This window comes from Flavobacterium chungbukense, assembly GCF_020805785.1.
Taxonomy (GTDB): domain Bacteria; phylum Bacteroidota; class Bacteroidia; order Flavobacteriales; family Flavobacteriaceae; genus Flavobacterium; species Flavobacterium chungbukense.
Genome location: NZ_JAJGZV010000008.1, coordinates 176,077 through 199,800, shown reverse-complemented (window position 1 = coordinate 199,800; position 23,724 = coordinate 176,077). Strand labels below are relative to the sequence as shown.

Genomic DNA, 23,724 nt, shown 5'->3' with positions numbered 1-23,724 from the left:
ATAGAATACTATAATAATGAAAGAATAAAACTTAATTTAAAAGGAATGAGCCCGATAAAATATCGAGCTCATTATTATCAAATTTAATTATAAATTCGTCCAAACTTTTGGGTGCAGTCTAAAGTTCTGCTTTTTTTATACATTGATAAATTGATTTATTCCATTTCTGTTTTTACAGTAATTGGAAGGCTATATGCTGTTCTCACAGGTTTTCCGTCTAGAATTCCTGGATTCCATTTTGTTTTTAATGATTTTAAAACTCTAATTGCTTCTTTCCCCATTCCGTAACCTGGATCGTTTTTTACCGTAATATCGGTAAGCGAACCATCTTTTTCAACGATAAAAAAAACATATACTTTTAATGTTTTTTCCATATCAAGATCAGGTCTGCGAAAATTGTTTCCTACATATTTGTAGAATTGCGCAATTCCACCTGGAAATTCAGGAACTTTATCCAAAATTGCAGAAGAAACGGGATCGTTTGTAGGCGGAGCTACTGAAGCTACATCTCCATTTCCACCGCCTCCTGTTGTAGGCATTGCATTAACAGCCGTTCCATTTCCAGTAGCATTTACTGAAGCTGGAGCATTTTCAGTGTTAGGTGCAATATTTTCAACTGCGTTTTCTGTCGTTGCCACCACAGGATTAGTCAGCTGAATTGCTTCTGTCGCACTTGCTGCACTTTGTTCCATTATTGGAGTCGGTGGAGCTGGTGGTGGAGGTGCAACATTAGGATCAACATTGACCACAGTCATAGGGTCTTCGTAACTAGGTGGTGTTTCTATCGTAGGATCAGAAACTGAAGGTCTAAGTTTGTTAATGAGCACCGATGCACTTCCTATTACCGCTATTAACAATAAACCCATAAACAGAGCTGTAACAGAATTTTTAGAACTCTCTTGGCGTAGCTGATACGCGCCGTACTCTTTGTTCTTATTTTCGAAAACAAGATCAGTCCACTTGCTTTCATAAATGCTTAATTTAGACATAATTTTTGGGTTTTAAGGTTAAGTAACTTTAAATCATACGCAGAAAGGGTTTGGGTTTGAGCTAACAACGTAAAAGTTGTAGTTTTAGTATTGTAGAAATATATTTTTTTAAGAATAAAAATACGAATAGTTTATTCTTTACCTAAAGATAATAAATTATCTATTACGTTCAATAATTTCTGCTAATAATTTTTTAGCGCGTAAAAGTTTAACTTTTACACTGCTTAAAGGTTCGTTGATCTTAACGGCAATTTCCTGATAAGACATTTCTTGAAAATAGCGAAGCTGAATTACTTCTTGATAATGCGGTTTGAGTTCTTTGATGCATAAGAGCAGACGAGAAAGATTCTGTTCTTTAATTAACGCATCTTCTGCTGATGGAGTAGGGTCGGCAATATTATAAGCCTGCTGATCTTCGTTGTCTGTGATTTCTATAAAAAGACTGGTTTTCTTTTTTCGTAATAAATCAATGTAGACGTTTTTTGCTATTGCAATAAGCCAAGTGTTAAATTGGAATTCGGCATTGTAAGATCCGATTTTGTCAAAAGCTTTGGAGAAAGTTTCAATGGTAATGTCTTCTGCGATCGTTTCATTTTCAGTTCGCTTAAGCATAAAAGCATACACTTCATTCCAGTAATGATCTAATAAAAAAGTAAAGGCGATTTGATCGCCTTTTTTTGCTTTTTCTATTTTAGAATTTATTTCCAATATACTGGTTTTGAAAAGATATTAGTTATAAAGATATTAATTTGTGTTAATATAAGCGCTATCTCAACAACAGGAAACCAAATTTTAAGGTCGTTTTCTTTAAGTTTTCCTGCAGAACATCCGATTACTGTCCAAACAACGGTGTAACGAGTTGCCAAAATCGCTAATACGGCAATCCATTGAAATTGGAAAGCCAATAAAACTATAACTAATAAAAAGAAAAATAATTGTGAAAGGAAAAACAATCCCAACTGCATTTTGTCAAAAAACTTATAATGTTCTGCGGTCGAAATATGTCTTCTTTTTTGAGTAAACCATTCTTTATATGTTTTCTTAGGTTTAGAATAAGTAAAACTTTCCGGAGTGTATGAAATTGTAGTATTCGTTTTGTTTGCCGCCTGATTAATAAATAAATCATCATCGCCGGAACGGACCTGAATGTGATCAATAAAGCCGTTTACGTTGAAAAATTCTTCTTTTTTATATGCCAAATTGCGTCCCACGCCCATATAAGGAGAGCCAATTTTTGCCCAAGAAAAGTATTGGATAGCAGTTAAAACCGTTTCAAAACGAATGATTTTATTTAAGAAAGAGCGCTCTATTTTTTCGTAACCTCCATAGCCCAATACAATCGTTTTGTTCATGGTAAACTGCGAGGTCATAGAAGTAATCCAATCTTTAGAAGATGGAAAACAATCTGCATCTGTAAATAGTAAATAATCTTTTTTTGCGGCTTTGATTCCAAGAGTCAGAGCGTATTTTTTATTTCCCCAAAAAGCTTCGTTGTTTTCAACTTTTACCAAACGAATATTAGAGAATTCTTTTTCAAATTCTTCAAAAACTTCAAGAGTCTCGTCACTTGATGCGTCGTCAATTAAAACAATTTCAAAATCTGGATAGTTTTGCTGTGCCAGAAGCGGAATGTATTTTTTAACATTCTCTTCTTCGTTTTTAGCGCATACAATTACAGAAACGGGAAGATTTTTAGGCTTCACATGTTGAGGTTTGGCAAAAGCAAATTTTCCAAAAACACCTAAATAATAAAATAATTGAACTACGACAATAGCAATAAAAAAGTAAAATATGTATATAAGCATCTGATTTATTTGGTTCTATTAATTTTTACGTTTTGCGACTGCAAATGTACTTATGAATTCGCTAAATTCAATAGCTAAACCGATTTTACTTTCGGCATTTTGACATTTCTTCTGCAACAGCTATAGACTGAGGGTTTTCTGTTTTTTCTAATTCTTTAATTATGTTTTTATAATTGTGGTCGTCTCTGTTCTGAGAGAGTTTTTTTGTGGCTTGAATTTCGTCAATTTCTATTTCAAAACCAAATATTCCTCTTGCTTCACGCATTGTTTTTGCTGATAAATCTTCAACACGTACCGGGTTTTCAGAATTTACTTCGTATTTGTCCACTAACTTTTTCAATTGTTCAACCGAAGTTTCGTAATCAACAATTTTGATCTTTCCGTAAACATGCACGGCTATGTAGTTCCATGTTGGAACATTTTCGTGATCATACCAAGACGAAGAAATATAACTGTGCGGACCTGTAAATACTGCTAAAACCTGATCGTTTGCTGCAAAACCTTCTGCTTGCGGATTTAATTTTGAGATATGTCCTTGTAAAATTTCTTTTCCTTCAGCATTCAATTCAAGTTCTATCGGAATATGCGTGGCGCATAATTTTCCGTTAGTTTGATTGATTAGAATTCCAAAACTATTTTCTTTTAAAAAAGTTCTGATTTCTTCAGGGTTTTCGTTTTTGTATAAATCGGGTGTATACATTGTTTTTGTTTTTAAATAGAGAATTTAAAGTAGTTTTTCAATTGTCTAATTCTCAATTTCTTCTTTTTTAAAATTAAATAATTTTGAATTGACACTAAAGTAAATAATAGAAAAACCAATAAGTGTAAAAATAACTCCCTCGATTAAGCATTGTGTGCCAAAATCGTCTGAAAGTAAAACTCTAATTGGTCGGAAAAAATGTGAAAATATCTCTTTTCTAAAAAATTTCAATCTTAAGAGAATATATAAAGCTATTGCTAGCAAAATAGTGTTTATAGAAGAAAGTTTACTTTTCCAATTTAGAAAGGTAACATAGAAAATACCAATTAATAAAGCAAAAAAGATCCAAATATAGACACTCGGCCAGAAATTTGTAACGTCGTCATTTGTTGGAAATAAGGAATCCCAGTTTTCTGATTTTTGAAATTGAAATTGATCCTTTATGCAAAGAACTTTATCTGCAACAGTATATAACCGCAACTGAAAAATACCATTAATTAGGAAAATCATTCCTAAGAATTGAATTAGAAGGACTCCAACATTTAGTTTTTTCATTAAAAAATTTGAATTAATGAAGTTTGTTTTTTTAAATCACATTCACTTCTGCCTCAATTTGTATGCCGAAAGTTTCAAAAACGGTTTTCTGAACTTCTTTAGAAACGGCCAAGATTTCCTGTCCAGTGGCGTTTCCGTAATTAACTAAAACAAGCGCTTGATTTTTATGAACTCCAGCATCGCCGAAACGTTTTCCTTTAAAACCTGCTTGCTCAATCAGCCAGCCCGCAGGAACTTTTATTTCGGTTTCTGAAACTTCATAAAACTTCATTTCTGGAAACTTCTGATGAATTTTTTCGAAATCAGATTTCAATAAAATCGGGTTTTTAAAGAAACTTCCGCTGTTTCCTAATTCTTTTGGATCTGGCAATTTACTTTGTCTAATGGCAATTACTGCGTTGCTTACATCTTTTAAAGTTGGTTCAGTAATATTATTTTTAGCCAATTCAGCCAAAATGTCTCCGTAAGAAGTATTGATTTTATGATTGCGTTTGGTCAATTTAAAAATAACCGAAGTTATAATATATTGGTCTTTTACTTCATGTTTGAAAATACTTTCGCGGTAGCCAAAATTACATTCAGCATTGTCGAAAGTTTTCATTTCCTGAGTTTCTATATTCATAGCTTCACAAGAAACAAACGTGTCTTTAATTTCTGTTCCGTAAGCGCCAATATTCTGAACTGGAGTTGTGCCTACATTTCCAGGAATTAGAGACATATTTTCTAATCCGCCAAAATTATTGTCGATTGTATAAAGTACGAAATCGTGCCAAGTTTCGCCCGCCTGACTTTCCACCCAAACAAAATCGTCGTCTTCTTTTGTTATTTTTTTGCCTTTTAAATCGATGTGAATTACCAAAGCGTCGATGTCTTTCGTTAAAAGCATATTGCTTCCGCCGCCCAAAATGAATTTTTTCTCGTTTTTGTTTTCTGCTAAAACTGTTTTCAATTCAGCAATAGAATGAACGGCAACAAATTTTTTTGCACTGGCTTCAATGCCGAAAGTATTATATTTTTTTAAAGAAAAATTGGATTGGATTTCCATAAATAAAAGGCTTTTTAATATAGTTCAAAAGTATGAATTATAATTTTTTTCTAACCGCAAAGTCCGCAAAGTTTTACGCAAAGATTATAAAGCTCAGAGAACTTTGTGTAAAACTTTGTTTACTTGGTGGTTAAACTACTTTCGGGAATCTAATAACTCATGATACTTCTCCGAAATAATCTTCATATTAATATCATAATTTGCATTTTCTTCAACAAATTTTCTGTTTCGAATAATAGCTTTATTTCTAGATTCGGCATTTTCAAAAGACCAAATTAATTCATTGGCAAGCATTTCGATATCGTCGATTGTAATTAATTGACCGTTTTCTCGATGCGTAATCCAGCTTTGGTTTCCTGGAATATCAGAAACTACAGGATAACAATTAGACGCCATTGCTTCAAACAAAGAAGCCGAAACACCTTCAGTAATAGGCATGCTGATATAAATATTGGATTGCTGTAATAATTTAGGAAGTTCCGTGTTTGGAATTCTTCCTGAGAAAATTACCTTGTTTTCTATTTGAAGTGCTGTAGTTAAATCTTTCAAATACTGCAATCGTGTTCCGTCTCCAACGATTGTCAAAGAAAAGTCAATTCCTTTTTGATGTAAAACTCCAAAAGCTTTTAAAATAGAATCGTGTCGATATTCAGGCATTAAAGAGCGTGTTACAATCGCTTCAATTTTGTTTGAATTGTTTGTAGAAGGAGTAAAAAGTGATAAATCAATTCCTTTTGGGAGAACCAGAACTTTACTCATGTCAACTCCAGATGCTTTCATGTGGATTGCCATGACAGGGCCCCAAGCGTGAATTAAATGCGCTTTTTTAAATGCATATTTCTGAATGAATTTTTTAAACGGATATAAAACTGAACCTTCAGGCCATAAATCGGTGCGGCCTTGCTGTGCGATAGCTATAGTTTTTGAACCAGATAAAGCGGCAAGAAAACCGTAACTGGTGGTTCTTTCTGCAATAACCATGTCTGGTTTTTCTTTTTTAATGATTTTTCGAATGGCAATAGGAGCAAAGAAATATTCTAAAATACGTTTGAATCGATTGATTTTGGAATTGTTCGGCGTTTGAAGTTCACAAGTAATAATTTTGAAATCGCCAAATTCTTTCAGCCCTTTCATCCAAGTTATGGCGTCGGCGCGGTAAGATTCTCCAAGAAAAAGTATTTTTCTTTTCATTCGGTTATTGTTTTATTTGCCACAGATTAAAAAGATTAAACGGATTTGTTGTTAAAGTTGCCGCGAATTTCACGAATTTACACGAATTAATTAGTGAAAATTAGTGTAATTACTTCGTCCGTTCGCTATCGCTCGGGTCGTGGCGAAAAAAAAATCATTCTAATCCTTTTAATCTGTGGCAAAAAAAATTAATTCGTGGCGAATTTATCTTTTATTCTTCGGTTTCTAAAGCGCGATTGATAAAGTGATTTAGAGGTTTCAGAGCAATCAGTTTTTTGCTCATTTTCTCTACGAAATCTTTCTTTGTAACTTCAGAAATGTCATAAACTTGCGTTGCGGTGAAGCTTTTCAATTTTAAAAACTCAATTGCGGGATGGTCTTTTTCGTAGCCACGAGGCGGATTTTTAAGCGAATTATTTTCGTTGATGTCTAAACTTCCGAATTCTTTTTTGAAGTTTTTATCATTTAAAATTTCCTGTAAATCATCGTAGAAAAAGGCAATTTCTTTTCGGACTTTCTTTAATTCGTCAGCATCTGGCGAATAAAATCCGCCGGCAATAAAACTTGCACCTTTTTCGATATGAACATAATATCCTGAACGATTTGCACCTTTTGCGCCAGCAGAAAGCCAAACGCCCAAATGTGCTTTGTACGGAGATTTGTCTTTAGAAAAACGAATATCACGATTAATTCTAAAGGTGCAATCTTTGATTTCAAGTAATTCTAATGAAGGATCGAGCGGTTTCATTGCGTCCAAAAAATCACTTACCAATTGATGGTAATCTTTTTTGAAAATTTCATATCGTTTTTTGTTTTCCTGAAACCATTCTCTATTGTTGTTTCTTTTTAAATCGTCTAAAAATTGCAATGATTCTTTCGTTAGCATATTCTATGTTTTTATTGCAGTTAATGTTTGGGCTAATTTAATGATTTAGTTAGCCACTAATTTCACGAATTTACACTAATTTTTTAATTGCTTATTATTCAGTTTTGGCAAAGTTTTAAACTTTGTCAAAGTTAAATCCTAAAAATAAATTCGTGTAAATTCGTGAAATTCGTGGCAAAAAAAACTTTATAAATTAAATATTTTATAGCTCTGATGTGTCGATTTTACGATTGCTTCGGTTCTCTCGGGATGTGTGTCGGAAATAAAAAGCTGGCCGAATGTTTCGCTGTTTACCATTTCTACAATTTTGGCAACACGAGTTTCATCCAATTTATCAAAAATATCATCAAACAAAAGAATTGGTTTTACGCCACTTTGTTTTTTTAGAAACTCAAATTGAGCTAATTTTAAGGCAATAAGAAAAGATTTTTGCTGTCCTTGAGATCCGAATTTTTTTATTGGATGCGAATCAATTTCAAAAGACAGATCATCTTTATGAATTCCGACCGTTGTATATTGAAGTGCACGATCTTTATTGATGTTCTCTTGTAAAAGCACTAATAAATCCTTTTGAAACAAATGACTTTCGTAGACCAATTGCACGCTTTCTTCAGATCCTGTTATGGCTTGGTGATGTCTATTAAATATAGGTATAAATTGTTCTAGAAATTCTTTTCGTTTTTCAAAAATCGACTTTCCATAACCTTGCAACTGCTCATTATATATAGATAAGGTATCGTTATCAAAAAGATGATTCAAAGCAAAATATTTTAAAAGTGCATTTCGCTGTGTAATTACTTTTTGATACGCTATTAATTCATGCAGATAATGAGCGTCTAATTGCGAAATAACACTGTCCATAAATTTACGACGTGTTTCGCTGCCTTCTACAATCAGATCTCTGTCAGCTGGTGAAATAATAACTAATGGAATAAACCCAATATGATCGGAGAATTTATCGTACGCTTTGCCGTTTCTTTTTAAAACTTTCTTCTGTCCTTTTTTTAAACTGCATACAATTTGCTCTGTTCTTTCATTTTTTTCGAGTTCGGCATCAATCACAAAAAACTCTTCTCCATGTTTTATATTTTGAACAGCTAGAGGATTAAAATAACTTTTTCCGTATGCTAAATGGTAAATAGCATCAAGTACATTGGTTTTTCCAATACCATTTTTTCCAACAAAACAGTTGATTTTGATGTCGAAATCAAAACTTGCTTCAGAAAAGTTTTTATAATTAAATAAAGATATTTTGTTTAAATGCATTTTAGAAAGACCTTATAAAAAAAGATAAAGTTTGAAATTTTGCGTCAATTCTTTGTTTTTTCTTCTGCCACAGATTATAATGATTGAAAAGGATTTTTTTTAAAAGCTTTTAATCTGTGAAAATCTGTGAAATCTGTGGCTAAAAATAAATTTTTTAGTTTTGAAAAAGTTGATTTGAATTGAGGGTGCAAATTACCGAAAAATATCGATATAATTGGCTTTAGAGCAATTCTCGGCTGATTTATTTTAGCGCTTTCGCCAAAGGAAAAACGAATAACAAAAATAATTCCTTTAAATAAGTGATAAAATTGAAATTTTTTACGTCATTTTCAATAAAAATTTTATTTTTGCCGTTCACTAAATAAATTTTAAATGGCAACTTACAATAAAAGAGGATATAAGACACCAAAAGAGAAGGAAGTAAAAGAGGTTACTGAAGAACAACAAGTGGTTATTGACGAAAAAGACAGCACAACTGCTGGTGTTTTTTCAAAACTAGATGAGACAGCTTCAAAAACTGAGGATTGGGTGGCTAAAAATCAAAAAATCATTATTGGTTTAGTTGCTGGTATCGCTGTTGTTACAATTGGATATTTGGCTTACCAAAAATTCATTGCAAATCCAAAACAAGAAGAAGCTGCAAGTGAAATGTTTGTTGCGCAGCAAAACTTTGAAAAAGCTGTAAATGGTGTTTCTAGTGATTCATTGTTCAAATTATCATTGAACGGTTCAGAAGGTAAATTCGGATTTATTAAAATTGCAGACGAATATTCTGGAACAGATGCTGGAAATTTGGCAAACTACTATGCTGGTATTGCTTATTTGAATACAGGTAAATACGATGAGGCAATTAAATATTTAGGTGAATTTAAGTCTGAAGATTTAATCTTGACTGCTCTAGCTAAAGGTGCTACAGGAGATGCTTATTCTCAGAAAAATCAGCAAAAAGAAGCGCTTGATTTTTATGTGAAAGCTGCTGAATCTAATAAAAATGATTTTACAACACCTCGTTTCTTATTAAAAGCTGCTAAAACTGCTTTAGCTTTAGGTCAGAAAGAAGATGCTTTGAAATATTTAAATAACATCAAAGATACTTATGATAGTGCTCCAGAAGCTGCATCAGTTGATGCTTTGATTGGATTAGCACAATAATTATTATTATAGAGTTCAGATTTTAGATTTTAGATTTGTATTTTTACAATCTGAAATCAAAATTCTAAAATCTTAAATATAAAAGATGGCTACTGAAAATAAAAATCTATCTGAATACGATAAAAACACAATCCCAAATGCGAAAGATTTTCGATTTGGGATTGTTGTTTCTGAATGGAATGATACTATAACGGAAGGACTTTACAATGGTGCATTTGATGCATTAATTGATTGTGAAGTTCCTGCTCAGCAAATTATTCGCTGGAATGTTCCAGGAAGTTTTGAATTAATTTACGGAGCAAAAAAAATGCTTCAAACCCAAAATGTAGATGCGGTTATTGTAATTGGATGTGTGATTCAAGGAGAAACCAAACATTTTGATTTTGTTTGCGAAGGCGTGACACAAGGAATTAAGGACTTAAATGTTCAAACAGATATTCCAGTTATTTTCTGTGTTTTAACAGATAATAATATGCAGCAGTCAATTGATAGAAGTGGCGGTGTTCACGGAAACAAAGGAACCGAAGCGGCAATTGCAGCAATCAAAATGGCTTACATTCGTCAGCAGGCTTCCATAGCTCATGCATACAATCAGCCATTATTAACTTCAGGAGCGCTTCAAATTGAAGATTCTCCAATAAAAATAGAAAACGAATAAAACACATTTGTTTTAAAAATATTAAAACCTATACTGTGTCACAATGGTATAGGTTTTTTGTTTTTTTTATGATTATTCATATTCTAAAAGCCAATCAAAATTTACTAAATTTGTACTTCTTGGTTTATTAAAACCGAATCTAATCTTTAAAACTTTTTTTGCTTAATGTCGAGTATTATTCAATTGCTTCCTGATCACGTTGCTAACCAAATTGCTGCTGGAGAAGTGGTTCAAAGACCAGCTTCAGTCGTAAAAGAATTGTTAGAAAACGCTGTTGATGCAAAAGCAACGGATATTAAATTAATTATCAAAGATGCCGGTAAATCGTTAGTGCAGGTTATTGATAATGGAGTTGGTATGACTGTTACAGATGCACGTTTGTGTTTTGCGCGTCATGCTACTTCAAAAATACGTCAGGCAGAAGATTTGTTTTCTCTTGGAACAAAAGGTTTCCGTGGAGAGGCTTTGGCTTCTATTGCAGCGATTGCACACATGGAAATGAAAACCAAACAAGATCAAGACGAGCTTGGAACTCATATTGTAATCGAAGGAAGTAAGTTTGTTTCGCAAGAAGTGGCCGTTTTGCCGAAAGGAACGTCTTTTGCGGTTAAAAACTTATTTTTTAATATTCCTGCTCGCCGTAATTTCTTAAAGTCAGATACAGTTGAATTTCGTCATGTAATGGATGAATTTCAGCGAGTGGCTTTGGCGCATCCAAATATTCATTTTAGTTTTTATCATAACGGAAGCGAATTGTACAATCTTCCTGCGGCTGGATATCGCCAGAGAATTGTTGGAATTATGTCTGGAAAAACCAATGAAAAGTTAGTTCCTGTAAGCGAAGAAACAGAAATTATAAATGTTCAGGGTTTTGTTTGCAAACCAGAATTTGCAAAGAAAAATAGGGGAGAACAGTTCTTTTTTGTAAACGATCGTTTTATAAAGAGCGGTTACTTGCATCATGCGGTAATGGCTGCTTATGACGGATTGTTAAAAGATGGTTCTCAGCCAAGTTATTTCTTGTATTTGCAAGTTCCGCCAAACACAATTGATATTAATATACATCCGACAAAAACGGAGATTAAGTTCGACGACGAACAAGCTTTGTATGCTATTTTAAGAGCCTCGATTAAGCATAGTTTAGGGCAATTTAATGTTGCGCCCGTTTTAGATTTTGATCGAGATGCTAACTTAGATACGCCATATCATTATAAAGATGTGGAAGCAGAAACGCCAACGATTCAGGTAGATGGAACTTTTAATCCTTTTACGGATGATAAAACCAACCAGCATTATGCTAAATCCAGTTCTGGAGGTAGTTATAGTTCTGGTTCTTCATCTTCGTCAGGATCGTCTTATTCGGGTTCTTCTTATTCTGGGTATTCAAAACGTGTAGAGCCAACGGCGAGCTGGGAAAGTTTATATGTTGGTTTAGACACAGAAAATCCTGAAACAATAGAAAGTTCGCCATTTACGTTCGAAAACGAAGAAGTTACCTCTTCTTTATTTAACGATGATGAGATTGAGCAATCTACTCAAAAAACGTATCAAATTCACAAAAAATACATCGTTTCGCCAATTAAATCAGGAATGGTAATTGTAGATCAGCAACGTGCACATCAGCGTATTTTGTATGAGCAATTTTTATTGAATATGACAGTAAATCAGGCTTCAAGCCAGCAATTGCTTTTTCCGTTAGATTTATTTTATTCGGCAACCGAAATGAAGCTGATTGAAGAATTAAAGCCTTCTTTGGAAACAACGGGTTTTGTTTTTGATGAAAGTAAAACTGACCATATTGTAGTTTCTGGAATTCCTGTAAATATTACGGAAAGTGAAGTTTCTCTAGTAATAGAACAATTGTTGAGTGACTTGCAAGACGGAATTCCGGCAAGTAGTTATAGTCAAAACGATACCATTGCCAAATCGATGGCAAAAAGTTTAGCGGTTAAAACCGGATCTTATTTAACCGAAAAAGAACAAGATAATTTAGTAAACGGTTTGTTTGCTTGTAAAGATCCAAATATTTCACCTTTTCAAAAACCAACTTTCATCACCATGCGTGTGGAAGATATAGATAAAAAGTTTGCCTTATGATGAAAATAACTCCTGTAGTAAAACAATTATTGATAATCAATATTATATTTTTTATTGGTTCTCAAATAGTTCCTGCTTCTGAACATTTTTTAGCATTATTTTTTCCTGAAAATCCTTCGTTTAGAGTGTGGCAACCAATTACACATATGTTTATGCATGGCGGATTTGCTCATATTGCATTTAATATGTTTGCATTATATTCTTTTGGATCAACATTAGAACACTTTTGGGGCGGAAAGAAATTTCTATTCTTTTATATTTCTTGTGGTTTAGGTGCGGCTTTAATAAATTTTGCTGTTAATTATTACTTTTATCAGGACGCTATGAATATTCTAATGTCAAACGGATTTAGTAAGACGCAAATTTTGCAAGTAGTTAATCAAGGAAAAATAGTTACGAGTTGGAATGAACTTTTAACTCCATCTCAACTTAAGCATTTCTTCGAAGCTTATTCTGTACCTGTAATTGGTGCTTCTGGTGCAATATACGGTTTGCTTGTGGCATTTGCCTTTATGTTTCCAAACGCTGAATTGGGAATTATGTTTATTCCGATTCCTGTAAAAGCAAAATACTTTGTACCAGTCTACATGCTTTTGTATGATGGTTTTTTTGGGATTTTAGGAAACTCTTTAATGGGTATAGAATCGGGAGTAGCGCACTATGCTCATATTGGAGGTGCTTTTTTTGGATTTATGATCATGTGGTACTGGAAAAAAAATCAGTTTAATAACAATCGATGGAATTAATTTTTAACTTTAATAATTAATTTTAAAAAGTAAAAGAAGACTTTATGAATATTCTTGATGATTTAAAACTTCAATATAGATTGGGTGGTATAGCAATGCGCATGATTTATTGGAATGTAGCTTGTTTTATAATTTCTTTGCTTTTTTTCTGGCCAAATTTTGTTGGAGCATTTGATTATCCAAATTGGCTAGCTTTGTCGTCAGATCCTCAAGTTTTCATGTTTAAGCCGTGGACCTTTTTAACATATGCTTTTTTTCATTTTGATTTCTGGCATTTGTTATTCAATATGATGGTTTTGAATTTTGCAAGTAATTTGTTTTTGACGTTTTTTACTCAAAAACAATACTTAGGCTTATATATTTTAAGTGCGCTTTTTGCAGGAGTTGTTTTTGCATTAAGTTTTTATTTTTCTAACATCTATGGTTCAATTGTTGGCGCATCTGCAGCAATAATGGCAATTTTAGTGGCTTCAACGACTTATTCACCGTTAATGGATGTTCGTTTGTTTTTATTCGGAAACGTAAAACTGTGGCATATTACTGCTGTAATTCTGATCCTAGATTTAGTACAGTTGCGTTCCGGTAATATGGGCGGACATATTTCTCATCTGGCTGGTGCTTTTTTTGGTTTTGCCTATATTAAATTGCTTCAAAACGGTACAGATTTAAGTATAATTGTTTCTAAAACGTTAGATTTCTTTGCCAACTTCTTTAGAAAATCTCCTACGACACCATTTACAAAAGTTCATAAAAATTACAAGAAGCCTACAGAAAAAGCTACATCAAGAATTGTTACGAAAGACAAGACGCAGCAACAGATAGATGAAATTTTAGACAAAATCAGTCAGTCGGGTTACGATTGTCTGACCAAAGAAGAAAAAGAGTTTTTATTTAAAGCTGGAAAATAAACTTGTAGTAAATAAATATGAAAAACCTTTCTTGGTTTAATAAAATAATGTTCTTTTTGAATATAGTGCTAACTGTGCTTACATTTAGTATCTATATTCTGCCTTTTTTAGCACCTAAAAGCTTTCCGCTTTTATCGGTGCTTACGCTGTTTATGCCAGCCTTTTTTGTAGCAAATGGACTTTTCTTTGTTTATTGGGCAATTCAGTTTAAAAAACGTCTTATTTTGTCTGGGTTGGTTCTGTTAATCGGAATTACTTTTATCAATAAGTTTTATAAATTTTCGGCTAAACAATATGTTCAAGATGAGAAAGATTTCTCTGTAATGAGTTACAACGTTCGTCTTTTTAATGTCTTTAAATGGTTGGATCGTGATGATATTCCAGAAAATATCAAGGTTTTTATCGATGAAAAAGATCCGGATATTCTCTGTATTCAGGAATATTCAAACTCAGCGCATCTCGATTTAAAAGTGTACCCGCATCGATATATTTTTATAGATGGAAAGAAGGTAAAAACTGGACAGGCCATTTTTTCAAAATTCCCTATTATTGATCAAGGAAATATTGTTTTTCCAAAATCAGATAACAATGTGGTTTATGCTGATATTAAACGAGGGAAAGATATTATTAGAGTTTATAATATGCATTTGCAATCCATTAAAATTTCTCCTGACGTCAGCGAAATTTCAGATGATATTGATAATGTAAATCAAAAGAAATCGCAGCGTATTTATGCTAGAATCAGCAAAGGTTTTTCTCAGCAACAGGAGCAAGCCGAAATTTTTAAGGAGCACATAAAAAAATGCAAAACGCCAATGATTATCTGCGGAGATATGAATAACAGTCCTTTTTCTTATGTTTATAGAAATATCAAAGGAAAGCTAAAAGATGCCTTTGAAGAAGCTGGTGGAGGCTTTGGAGCTACTTATAAATTTAAATATTATCCTGCCAGAATTGACTATATTTTTACAGACAGTAAGATGAAAGTAAAACAATTTGAGAGTTTTTCAGATTTTGAAAATTCAGATCATTATCCAATTATGACTAGGCTTTCAATGGAATGATTTTTTTTAGTCGAAAGTCAATAGTCAAAAGTTGTAATTCCCAATCTAAATTATTTTCTGGGTTTTTAAATAGTCTACGGCAAATTTACCTTCATTGAAAAGCAAATCTAAAACGCTTAGATTATTGATAAATCCATGTTTGTCGTCAAAGACCTGAGTGTATTTGTCAAATGAATTCGGGTCTTTTTTTCCATTTGCTAAATACCTGAAATCAGTAAAATCTGGACTTTCATGAAAATATTCTGTTGTTTTTCCGAATTCAAATTTCATTCTTAAACATTTTGTCAGGATGTCTAAAACTTCGAAATTCAAATCCATTAAAAACGTGTGTTTTTTCTCGAAAATAGGCAAAAAGTCATCTTCAAAGTACTCAAAGAAAGGAGAACTTCTATAAGCTGCTTCAAGCGATTTAAAATGCTGTTTCTGCCAATCAAATTCATTTTCTATTAGAATATCTTTTGTTTTCTGATGTGCTTCCTTAGAATGCTTTACAGGGATATTTAATAACTGAATTCCATTTGGACTATAGATGTAAGTTCTGTTTCTATTGGTCTGTTTCTGAAAATTATCTTCCATTTCAAATGTAATACTGTCAGATTGCGCTATTACAGCAAAGTGACTAATAGATGGGAAATAAGTTGGAAGTAATAAGGAATTCATGATGTCTAAAGTTTTTAAAGTCAAAAGTCAAAAGTCATAAAGTAAGTTTTTGGCTTGACTTTATGACTTTGAACTTTTAAACGTTTGACTGTTTATTTTTAATTATGCTTTATTTTCTCTTCTTTTTTTCCAAATAAAATCTCCCACAAAATATAAAGCAAGAACTATTAAGAAATATTTGAAGTAGGATTGTGGCTGGCCTTCACCGTCAACAGTTGTAAATACTCTGCTCCAGCGAATTTTATTGATGCCTTTTCCGTTAGTATCCCAGCTCATCCAAATGAATACTGGTTTTCCAACGATATGATTTTCTGGAACGTAACCCCAATAACGGCTGTCTTCAGAGTTATGACGGTTATCTCCCATCATCCAGTAATAATTTTGTTTGAAGGTGTAGGTTGTTGCAGGTTTTCCGTTAATTAAAAATTTTGAACCCTCAATAGTTAATTTATTTCCTTCGTAATTTGTAATAATTTCTTTGTAGAAAGGAAGTGATACATTATTCAAGGCAACCGTTTTTCCTGCTTCAGGAATATAGATTGGTCCCATGTTATCCTGGCTCCATTTGTTGATATGAGGAAAAATAGCATTATCATTCCCTTTATCAATTTTTCTGATTACAGCAGTAACTCCAGGAGTTTGCTTGAATCTTTGAGCTCCAGCTTCTGTAAGTGCACCTAAATAAAGCGTATCTCTTTTTTCAACTCTACTGCCTGTAGAATCAATTTCAGTTCTAAAGCCAGCGCGATCAGTAATATCTAATTCTTTGAAAATTGTTTCGAAATCAACAGGAGTTTTTTGGTCTAAAGCAACTGCGTAAGAATATTGAGGTTTAGCTCTTTCTGGTAAATCTAATTTTTTACCATTAATGAAAACATAACCATCTTTTATTGATAAACTATCTCCAGGAATGCCAACACATCTTTTTACATAATTTGATTTCTTGTCAATAGGTTTGATAACACCTGGTCTTCCTTTTGGTTCAAAGAAATAATGAACGGTATCTACTGGCCAGTTAAAAACGACTATATCGCATCGTTTTATTTTTTCGATTGCGGGTAATCTAAAATATGGTAATTGTGGCCAGCTTAAGTATGATTTTTTCTTTGTTAAAGGAATAGAGTCATGAACCATAGGAAGTGCTACTGTAGTCATTGGAACTCTTGGACCATAATTGATTTTGCTCACAAATAAGAAATCACCAATTAATAAAGATTTCTCTAGAGATGATGTCGGAATTGTGTAAGGTTGTACAACATAAGTGTGCACTAAAGTAGCAACTATTATAGCAAAAAGCAATGAACTGATGGTGTCTGCCGTTTTGTTTTCTGGGGTTAATTGACGCTCTGCGCGATACTCTAATTTTTGTGTATAATTGACATAATAGATATAAAAACCTAAAGTGAAAAGCCCAAGGATTGTATCTAAGGTTGATCTTTTATTAAATGTTCTTAAAGTTTCTACCCATACAACAGGAAACATAATCAAATTGATAATTGGGATAAAAAGCAACAAGGTCCACCAAGTCGGGCGTCCGATTATTTTCATCAAAACGATAGAATTGTATACTGGAATTGCTGCTTCCCAGCTTTTTCTACCTGCAGCCTGATACAATTTCCAAGTACCAAGAAAATGAATTATTTGGACAGCTAAGAAAAATACGAACCAAGAGTAAAGTGTCATAATATTGTATTTTAAATTTTAAATTCAGATGAAAATGATTCTGAATTTTATTCCATTATTGTAAGTTTAATACATCTTTCATAGTGAAAATTCCTTGTTTCCCTGCAAGCCATTCTGCGGCGATAACGGCACCAAGTGCAAAGCCTTCACGATTGTGAGCGGTATGTTTAATTTCGATGCTGTCAATAGCTGAATCGTAGTTTACGGTATGTGTACCAGGAACTTCTCCAATTCTTTTTGCTTCAATATGAATTTGATCGTTTTTAGCATCCTCTAGAGTCCATTCATCATAATTACTATTTTGAATAACTCCTTGAGCTAAAGAAATTGCTGTTCCGCTTGGCGCATCTAATTTATGGATATGGTGAATTTCTTCCATTGAAACTTTGTAAGAATCAAATTGATTCATGATTTTAGCCAGATATTCATTTAAACCGAAGAAGATATTTACACCTAAACTAAAGTTTGAACTCGAAATAAAACCTCCCTTTTTCTCATTGCAAAGAGCAATCATTTCGTCATAATGTTCTAGCCATCCAGTTGTTCCAGAAACTACTGGCACATTTGCATTGAAAGCAGCAGAGATGTTATTTACGGCTGCTGATGGAACACTAAAATCAATGGCAACATCTGCTGTTGAAAGTCCGTCATAAGTATTGAATTCATCTTTTCTTAAAACTATTTCGTGACCTCTTTCTAAAGCAATTCTTTCGATTACTTTACCCATTTTTCCGTATCCTAAAAGCGCAATTTTCATTATGATTATTTTTTTGATTTTTTAATAGAATCTATTAAAACTTGTAATTAAAAGTTAGTCCGACATTTGGTCTAAATGTTACATCGGCGGGATAAATTTCTGGACGCAGTGACAATCTTTCGTTAACGTTAAACTGAATTAATGCGGCGTCAACATTGGCATCAATAATGTTTAATACATAAAAGCCAACGACAAATAAAGCTGATAAATCTCTATTTCTTTGATAGAATTTTTGTCCAGCAATTAATCTGCTCTCATCCAAAAATTGATAGTTATCATCATTATAGCCTTCTAATCTACGTTTGTAGGCATCACGATAATCGTGGTATTTTTTATTATTATCGATGTAAAAATATAAGCTGGTTCCGATAGCTCCATAAACTAAGGGAATTTTCCAGTATTTTTTGTTATATGCTTGACCTAAACCTGGCAGGATAGCAGAGTAAAAAGCTGCTTTTGCTGGTGTAAGCGGGTCTATTTCTTTATATGCAGTAGTGTCTTTTACGACCAAAACCGTGTCTTTTTTTACCTGGGCAAAAAGAGAAACGGTTCCTATTAGAAAGAACAATAGACTGATGGGGACAATTTTATTCACTATCCGTTTATTAATTTTATAATTCTATTAAAGTCGGCCTCAGAATTAAATGGAATTGTAATTTTTCCTTTTCCGTTGCCAGCGACTTTTATATCAACTTTCGAACCAAAGTAATCGTTGAAAGTGTTTTTTTGTGTTTCTCTAATTTGAAATGCAGAGTCAGCTTTCGGTTTTCCCTCAGCTTTTGGCTGCTGGCCTTCATGATAGTTTTTAACTAAGGCTTCTGTTTCGCGAACTGATAAGTTCTGACTTACAATTTTTTGGTAAATATCAGTTTGAACGTCTAAGTCTTCAATGTTGATGATTGCTCTACCGTGTCCCATGCTGATAAAACCATCACGAATACCTGTTTGAATAATCGGATCAAGTTTTAAAAGACGTAAATAATTGGCAATCGTAGAACGTTTTTTTCCAACTCTTTCACTCATTTGTTCCTGTGTTAATTGAATTTCGTCAATTAAACGTTGGTATGATAAAGCAATCTCAATTGGATCTAAGTCATGACGCTGAATATTTTCAACCAAAGCCATAACTAAAGATTCGTTGTCATTGGCAATACGAATATAAGCGGGAACATGTGTAAGTCCTACCAATTTCGAAGCACGAAGACGACGCTCTCCAGAGATTAACTGGTATTTATTGAAATCTAATTTTCGAACAGTAATAGGTTGAATTACACCCAATTCTTTAATAGAAGTTGCTAATTCGCGTAATGATTCTTCATTAAAATTACTTCTAGGCTGAAACGGATTTATTTCGATAGCACTTATTTCAAGCTCAATAATGTTTCCAACAACTTTGTCAGCATTTTTATCGTCTACTGATTTAATGTCGTTTTCCGGATCTTTTAATAATGCTGATAATCCTCTTCCTAAGGCTTGTTTTTTAATTGCTTTTGTCATAAAAACTATTTGCTGTTTTTCTTTATAATTTCTTGAGCTAAATGAATATAGTTTACTGCTCCTTTGCTTGTTGCATCATAGTTAATGATACTTTCACCAAAACTAGGCGCTTCACTTAATTTTACATTTCGCTGAATTACGGTATCAAAAACCATGTCGTTAAAGTGTTTTTGAACCTCTTCTACAACCTGATTGGATAAACGTAATCTTGAATCGTACATGGTTAATAATAAACCTTCGATGTCAAGATCTGGATTGTGTATTTTTTGAATACTCTTGATAGTGTTCAATAGTTTTCCTAATCCTTCTAGTGCAAAATATTCACATTGAATAGGAATAACTACAGAATCTGCAGCTGTTAAGGCATTCAAGGTTAACAAACCTAGAGAAGGAGCACAATCGATAATGATATAATCATATTCTTCTTTTGCAGTTTCCAATGCTTTTTTAAGCATATATTCACGGTTTTCTTTGTCAACCAATTCAATTTCGATAGCAACAAGGTCAATATGCGCAGGGATCACGTCAACATTTGGAGCTGTACATTTTAAAACGGCTTCTGTCGGTGTTGCAGTATGCTCAAGAATTTGATAAGTTCCAATTTCAACTGTTTCTACATCAATTCCAAGACCAGATGTAGCATTGGCTTGAGGATCAGCATCGATTAACAATACTTTTTTTTCTAAAACACCTAATGAGGCAGCAAGATTTACTGATGTAGTAGTCTTTCCAACGCCTCCTTTTTGATTAGCAATAGCAATGATTTTGCCCATTTATTTTCTGAATTTTGAACCGTAAAAATACAATTATTTATGGTTTTTGAAAATCTATTTTGTTAACATTTGTGAAAGTTTAGCTATTCGTTGTTTTATAGGTGTTCGGCTGAAAATTATTTTAGTTATGAATAAAATTGTTAGCAAAGTTTTGAAAGGTGTTTCTCCTTTAAAAGGACAGAAACCTGAATTTCATCTCGAGAAGATAATTATTTTAGAATTTCTATAGTGACATAAACCAAACCGCTTTTTTTATTAGATGCAATATCCATAAAAGCTCTTTTGCTGAGATCGATTTCTCTTCCTTTAACAAAAGGTCCGCGATCTGTAATTTCTACAATTACAAAATTGTTATTTAATTCATTTGTTACTTTTAATATTGTGCCAAAAGGGAATTTTTTATGTGCAGCAGTAAAATCATCGTTATTGAATCTTTTTCCGCTCGCCGTTTTTCTGCCATTAAATTTATCATGATAATAAGAAGCATGTGCGTTTTTCTTGTACAATATGCTTGCTTTGGTTGCTGTGCAAGAATCAATAGAAGTTTGGTTCTTTTGTTGCGCGAATGTAATGGCAGAAAAAGTTAAAGCCATAAATAGTATAATCTCTTTCATTTTGTTTTCTCATTCTATTTGCGGCAAAAAAAAGCTATTAAAGAAAAATGGATATGTTCCATAAGCTTTATTTATGTTATAAAAAGGCATTTTTTTAGATTTTGTAGTGTTTTTGATAAGAAAATTGGGTGTGAAAACGGACTCGAAGGTTGAAGATTATTGCTATTTTGGACTTTCTTAAAATTACAATTATTGCTGTCAATCAAACCACAAAAAGGAACATTCTTATGAGTAAAAAAGTAATCTCATTATCTACATTATTTGCATGCATACTGTTTCTATGCAGTTTTATTTCGCCTTGTTCATCTAACGAAAAAATAGAGGGAAATAAAAAAATAGAACGGAAAATTGTTTACAATAAAAAGAAACATAATATCACCATATCATGGTCGGCTTTTGGCTCTTCAGGAAATTATATAATTACACGTGGAGGAAGCCGTCTGTCCTCCGATTTTGTTTCGGTTGGATCAACTTCTAAGCTGCTATTTATTGATAATAAACCGAATGCAAATAAATATGAGAATTACTATAAAGTTTCGCGTAATGATATTACGATCATAATTTCGTTAGAAAATCAAATTTTTGGAGACAATATATATTTCTATGACAGGAAATATGAAAAAGCAGAAAGTGCCAGAAACGATATTAATTCTCAGTTTAGTACTATTGGTTTAGGTGGTGCAAATGGCGAATGGACTACAAAACGTCAGGCTTATTACTTCAAACCAAATGTGGATGGTCAGACTTATGATGTTGGTGGATCAGGTTCTGCTTCATCAAAAGAAGCGAATTCAATAGAATTAGGTTTTTATTCTCACATAGGAGGTTTGGGGAAATTGCCTTCAGATGTTAAATTGGGTTCGATATTTACAAGGCCTCATCTTTCTGGAGGAGCAAATGCTACTTGTACTTTTTGGCGTTCTGTAGAAAATGTAGAGGTAATGCGAGATTTTGCTTGGACAGTTTCTCAGTCAACAAGTGCAAGAAGATTACTGATTGATAGCACTTCAAAATATATTTCAGATATTGGAGATACTAATTTCTGGGGAAGTGGAGGTTTTATTGCAGATACTCATTACGAATCCGACAGACCAAATTGGAAAGGACAACAGCAATGGTATACAAGAAATGCTGTATTTCCCTCTGGTTCGGAAGCGATGGGCGGTTCTTATAATATGGTTTGGCAAGGTTGTGTAAATCCTCCGCTAGCAGACGATTCCAATTCTGCAATTGCAACTACACCTATTATTAGAGAAAAGCCTTTTCTTTTTATAGATCAAGATGGAGAATATAAAGTATTTATTCCAGCTTGGCAAAAAGATAGAATAGGAGTTTCTTGGAGTTCAAAAAATATGGGTGAAGGAAAAGTCCAAGATTTAATTGCAAATTGGTATGTTGCAAAAGAAGGCGATACAGATGCTGAAATAAATGCTGCGTTAAAAGCGGGTAAAAATATATTTTTTACTCCTGGGCATTATTCACTAAATGCTCCGATTCAAGTAAACAGAAAGGATGCAATTCTTCTTGGGGCAGGAATCGCTTCTGTAACATTAGAACCAACTGATAAAAATACTTGGGGATGTATTTATGCCGATGATAAAGATGGAATTATCATTGCGGGATTGCTTATGGATTCATTTAATAGCACAATCTATCAGGTTAGAATTGGTGATGAAGGATCAAAAGCAGATCATTCTGCAGATCCTATCTTGCTTACAGATATTACTTGTAGAGTAGGCGGGGTCCAGTCAAACAATATTCAGATACAAGTTGCTATGCAGATTAATAGTAGTAATGTGGTTGGAGATCACTTCTGGTTGTGGCGTGCCGATCATGGTTCGCAGCGTGGTGGAGATGTGCGCTGGACAAGAGATAGATGTAAAAACGGACTTGTAGTTACTGGGAATGATGTTACACTTTATGGTTTATTTGTAGAGCATTTTCAAGAATATGAGGTTTTGTGGCTTGGTGAAAGAGGAAGAACTTTTTTCTTTCAAAATGAACCTCCATATGATGCTCCAAACCAAAAAAGCTGGAGTAGTCAAAACGGTAAAGTTGATGGTTATGCTGCTTTCAAGGTTGCAAATACGGTAAAAGAACATCATACTGTAGGAATGGGATCTTATGCAGTTTTTACAGGAACAGATGGAAATGTGAACAAGAAAAATGGTTTTGAAGTGCCAAACAGTCCAAATGTTAGATTAGAAAAAATGTGTATTACTCGTTTTGCCGGTTCAGGGAATATTCAGAATGTTATAAATGGTACTGGTGGGAGTACAGCAACTGGTCCAAAACGTGTAGCCTTGTATAATAATGGAGAAGGTATGCAGCCTTATGACGAAGAATATAATTTGCCTAACAGTGAATCTTATCCTGCTTTTATTGAAATGGAGAAGTAAATAAAATAGGGCAGATTTAAAAATATTACCTCTCGAGATACATATTTCTTTAGAGGTTTTATTTTTTTAATATAGCCCGTGGTTTCAACCACGGGAAATGTATCGTGAATAGTATGATGTGTCCCCGTGGTTGAAACCACGGACTATGTTTCAAATTAAGGAAATATTGTTGGTTGTGAAAATTGAAATTATGTAAAATAAAAAAGGAGTAACAGCATTCAAACCTGCGATATTCCCGATTTTCCATCGGGACGCGATAATCGTTCGACAATATTTCAG

23 protein-coding genes are annotated in these 23,724 nt (G+C 33.2%); 8 read left to right on the top strand and 15 right to left on the bottom strand.

Features of this window, described 5'->3' with window-relative positions:
- A complete protein-coding gene (locus tag LL966_RS22900; RefSeq protein WP_394799461.1) occupies positions 1 to 87 on the top strand; it encodes an IS3 family transposase in 87 nt (28 codons plus the stop codon).
- A gap of 68 nt (positions 88 to 155) precedes the next feature.
- Here LL966_RS22900 and LL966_RS19620 read toward each other — a convergent pair whose 3' ends face one another.
- From LL966_RS19620 to recF, 8 genes are all read right to left on the bottom strand, one after another.
- Positions 156 to 989: an energy transducer TonB gene (locus LL966_RS19620; RefSeq protein ID WP_229355567.1), complete on the bottom strand. Its 834-nt coding sequence runs from the start codon at positions 987 to 989 to the stop codon at positions 156 to 158.
- A gap of 156 nt (positions 990 to 1,145) precedes the next feature.
- Positions 1,146 to 1,697: an RNA polymerase sigma factor gene (locus LL966_RS19615; RefSeq protein ID WP_229355565.1), complete on the bottom strand. Its 552-nt coding sequence runs from the start codon at positions 1,695 to 1,697 to the stop codon at positions 1,146 to 1,148.
- Positions 1,688 to 2,794: a glycosyltransferase gene (locus LL966_RS19610; protein ID WP_229355563.1), complete on the bottom strand. Its 1,107-nt coding sequence runs from the start codon at positions 2,792 to 2,794 to the stop codon at positions 1,688 to 1,690. The genes LL966_RS19615 and LL966_RS19610 overlap by 10 nt, the downstream gene beginning before the upstream one ends.
- An 85-nt stretch (positions 2,795 to 2,879) precedes the next feature.
- Positions 2,880 to 3,494 carry an FMN-binding negative transcriptional regulator gene (locus LL966_RS19605; protein WP_229355561.1) on the bottom strand — a complete coding sequence of 205 codons (615 nt, stop codon included), beginning with the start codon at positions 3,492 to 3,494 and terminating at the stop codon, positions 2,880 to 2,882.
- 586 nt (positions 3,495 to 4,080) lie between these two features.
- Positions 4,081 to 5,094 carry a UDP-N-acetylmuramate dehydrogenase gene (murB, locus tag LL966_RS19600; protein ID WP_229355559.1) on the bottom strand — a complete coding sequence of 338 codons (1,014 nt, stop codon included), beginning with the start codon at positions 5,092 to 5,094 and terminating at the stop codon, positions 4,081 to 4,083.
- Between the two features lie 135 nt (positions 5,095 to 5,229).
- Positions 5,230 to 6,285 carry a glycosyltransferase gene (locus tag LL966_RS19595; RefSeq protein ID WP_229355557.1) on the bottom strand — a complete coding sequence of 352 codons (1,056 nt, stop codon included), beginning with the start codon at positions 6,283 to 6,285 and terminating at the stop codon, positions 5,230 to 5,232.
- A gap of 211 nt (positions 6,286 to 6,496) precedes the next feature.
- Positions 6,497 to 7,171 (bottom strand): DUF2461 domain-containing protein, encoded by a 675-nt coding sequence (locus LL966_RS19590; protein ID WP_229355555.1) that lies wholly within the window; start codon positions 7,169 to 7,171, stop codon positions 6,497 to 6,499.
- 186 nt (positions 7,172 to 7,357) lie between these two features.
- A complete protein-coding gene (recF, locus tag LL966_RS19585) occupies positions 7,358 to 8,437 on the bottom strand; it encodes a DNA replication/repair protein RecF (RefSeq protein ID WP_229355553.1) in 1,080 nt (359 codons plus the stop codon).
- Between the two features lie 372 nt (positions 8,438 to 8,809).
- Between recF and LL966_RS19580 the strand changes: the two genes are divergently transcribed.
- From LL966_RS19580 to LL966_RS19555, 6 genes are all read left to right on the top strand, one after another.
- The gene (locus LL966_RS19580) at positions 8,810 to 9,589 is read left to right on the top strand and encodes a tetratricopeptide repeat protein (RefSeq protein WP_229355551.1); all 780 of its coding nucleotides are present in this window, start codon (positions 8,810 to 8,812) and stop codon (positions 9,587 to 9,589) included.
- Positions 9,590 to 9,674: 85 nt separating this feature from the next.
- On the top strand, positions 9,675 to 10,247 hold the full coding sequence (gene ribH, locus LL966_RS19575) for a 6,7-dimethyl-8-ribityllumazine synthase (RefSeq protein ID WP_229355550.1): 573 nt from the start codon (positions 9,675 to 9,677) through the stop codon (positions 10,245 to 10,247).
- 165 nt (positions 10,248 to 10,412) lie between these two features.
- On the top strand, positions 10,413 to 12,344 hold the full coding sequence (mutL, locus tag LL966_RS19570; protein WP_229355548.1) for a DNA mismatch repair endonuclease MutL: 1,932 nt from the start codon (positions 10,413 to 10,415) through the stop codon (positions 12,342 to 12,344).
- Positions 12,341 to 13,090, top strand: a complete 750-nt coding sequence (locus LL966_RS19565) for a rhomboid family intramembrane serine protease (RefSeq protein ID WP_229355547.1) — start codon at positions 12,341 to 12,343, stop codon at positions 13,088 to 13,090. Before mutL ends, LL966_RS19565 begins: the two co-directional genes overlap by 4 nt.
- 44 nt (positions 13,091 to 13,134) lie before the next feature.
- Positions 13,135 to 13,998: a rhomboid family intramembrane serine protease gene (locus LL966_RS19560; protein WP_229355546.1), complete on the top strand. Its 864-nt coding sequence runs from the start codon at positions 13,135 to 13,137 to the stop codon at positions 13,996 to 13,998.
- 47 nt (positions 13,999 to 14,045) lie between these two features.
- Complete coding sequence (locus tag LL966_RS19555) at positions 14,046 to 15,062, top strand: endonuclease/exonuclease/phosphatase family protein (RefSeq protein WP_229355572.1); 1,017 nt, start codon at positions 14,046 to 14,048, stop codon at positions 15,060 to 15,062.
- Positions 15,063 to 15,107: 45 nt separating this feature from the next.
- On the opposite strand, the gene LL966_RS19550 is transcribed toward LL966_RS19555, so the two are convergent.
- The 7 genes from LL966_RS19550 to LL966_RS19520 form a co-directional block, all read right to left on the bottom strand.
- Positions 15,108 to 15,722, bottom strand: coding sequence for a WbqC family protein (locus tag LL966_RS19550; protein ID WP_229355544.1), 615 nt, complete (start codon positions 15,720 to 15,722; stop codon positions 15,108 to 15,110).
- Between the two features lie 102 nt (positions 15,723 to 15,824).
- Entirely contained in the window at positions 15,825 to 17,405 is a 1,581-nt protein-coding gene (gene lepB, locus LL966_RS19545; RefSeq protein ID WP_229355542.1) for a signal peptidase I, read from the bottom strand.
- A 55-nt stretch (positions 17,406 to 17,460) separates the two neighbouring features.
- A complete protein-coding gene (gene dapB / locus LL966_RS19540; RefSeq protein WP_229355540.1) occupies positions 17,461 to 18,162 on the bottom strand; it encodes a 4-hydroxy-tetrahydrodipicolinate reductase in 702 nt (233 codons plus the stop codon).
- Positions 18,163 to 18,196: 34 nt separating this feature from the next.
- Positions 18,197 to 18,757 (bottom strand): DUF5683 domain-containing protein, encoded by a 561-nt coding sequence (locus LL966_RS19535; protein WP_229355537.1) that lies wholly within the window; start codon positions 18,755 to 18,757, stop codon positions 18,197 to 18,199.
- Complete coding sequence (locus LL966_RS19530) at positions 18,757 to 19,659, bottom strand: ParB/RepB/Spo0J family partition protein (protein WP_229355536.1); 903 nt, start codon at positions 19,657 to 19,659, stop codon at positions 18,757 to 18,759. Before LL966_RS19530 ends, LL966_RS19535 begins: the two co-directional genes overlap by 1 nt.
- Positions 19,660 to 19,664: 5 nt before the next feature.
- Complete coding sequence (locus LL966_RS19525) at positions 19,665 to 20,432, bottom strand: ParA family protein (RefSeq protein ID WP_229355534.1); 768 nt, start codon at positions 20,430 to 20,432, stop codon at positions 19,665 to 19,667.
- A 209-nt stretch (positions 20,433 to 20,641) separates the two neighbouring features.
- The gene (locus LL966_RS19520) at positions 20,642 to 21,046 is read right to left on the bottom strand and encodes a septal ring lytic transglycosylase RlpA family protein (protein WP_229355532.1); all 405 of its coding nucleotides are present in this window, start codon (positions 21,044 to 21,046) and stop codon (positions 20,642 to 20,644) included.
- 227 nt (positions 21,047 to 21,273) lie between these two features.
- Here LL966_RS19520 and LL966_RS19515 point away from each other — a divergent pair, with 227 nt between their 5' ends.
- Positions 21,274 to 23,445 carry a hypothetical protein gene (locus LL966_RS19515; protein WP_229355530.1) on the top strand — a complete coding sequence of 724 codons (2,172 nt, stop codon included), beginning with the start codon at positions 21,274 to 21,276 and terminating at the stop codon, positions 23,443 to 23,445.
- The last annotated feature ends 279 nt before the right edge of the window (positions 23,446 to 23,724 follow it).

Coding starts and splice junctions, on each gene's coding strand:
- LL966_RS19620 (WP_229355567.1), bottom strand. CDS start 989: ATGTCTAAATTAAGCATTTATGAAAGCAAGTGGACTGATCTTGTTTTC.
- LL966_RS19610 (WP_229355563.1), bottom strand. CDS start 2,794: ATGCTTATATACATATTTTACTTTTTTATTGCTATTGTCGTAGTTCAA.
- LL966_RS19605 (WP_229355561.1), bottom strand. CDS start 3,494: ATGTATACACCCGATTTATACAAAAACGAAAACCCTGAAGAAATCAGA.
- murB (WP_229355559.1), bottom strand. CDS start 5,094: ATGGAAATCCAATCCAATTTTTCTTTAAAAAAATATAATACTTTCGGC.
- LL966_RS19595 (WP_229355557.1), bottom strand. CDS start 6,285: ATGAAAAGAAAAATACTTTTTCTTGGAGAATCTTACCGCGCCGACGCC.
- LL966_RS19590 (WP_229355555.1), bottom strand. CDS start 7,171: ATGCTAACGAAAGAATCATTGCAATTTTTAGACGATTTAAAAAGAAAC.
- recF (WP_229355553.1), bottom strand. CDS start 8,437: ATGCATTTAAACAAAATATCTTTATTTAATTATAAAAACTTTTCTGAA.
- LL966_RS19580 (WP_229355551.1), top strand. CDS start 8,810: ATGGCAACTTACAATAAAAGAGGATATAAGACACCAAAAGAGAAGGAA.
- ribH (WP_229355550.1), top strand. CDS start 9,675: ATGGCTACTGAAAATAAAAATCTATCTGAATACGATAAAAACACAATC.
- mutL (WP_229355548.1), top strand. CDS start 10,413: ATGTCGAGTATTATTCAATTGCTTCCTGATCACGTTGCTAACCAAATT.
- LL966_RS19565 (WP_229355547.1), top strand. CDS start 12,341: ATGATGAAAATAACTCCTGTAGTAAAACAATTATTGATAATCAATATT.
- LL966_RS19560 (WP_229355546.1), top strand. CDS start 13,135: ATGAATATTCTTGATGATTTAAAACTTCAATATAGATTGGGTGGTATA.
- LL966_RS19555 (WP_229355572.1), top strand. CDS start 14,046: ATGTTCTTTTTGAATATAGTGCTAACTGTGCTTACATTTAGTATCTAT.
- LL966_RS19550 (WP_229355544.1), bottom strand. CDS start 15,722: ATGAATTCCTTATTACTTCCAACTTATTTCCCATCTATTAGTCACTTT.
- lepB (WP_229355542.1), bottom strand. CDS start 17,405: ATGACACTTTACTCTTGGTTCGTATTTTTCTTAGCTGTCCAAATAATT.
- dapB (WP_229355540.1), bottom strand. CDS start 18,162: ATGAAAATTGCGCTTTTAGGATACGGAAAAATGGGTAAAGTAATCGAA.
- LL966_RS19530 (WP_229355536.1), bottom strand. CDS start 19,659: ATGACAAAAGCAATTAAAAAACAAGCCTTAGGAAGAGGATTATCAGCA.
- LL966_RS19525 (WP_229355534.1), bottom strand. CDS start 20,432: ATGGGCAAAATCATTGCTATTGCTAATCAAAAAGGAGGCGTTGGAAAG.
- LL966_RS19520 (WP_229355532.1), bottom strand. CDS start 21,046: ATGAAAGAGATTATACTATTTATGGCTTTAACTTTTTCTGCCATTACA.
- LL966_RS19515 (WP_229355530.1), top strand. CDS start 21,274: ATGAGTAAAAAAGTAATCTCATTATCTACATTATTTGCATGCATACTG.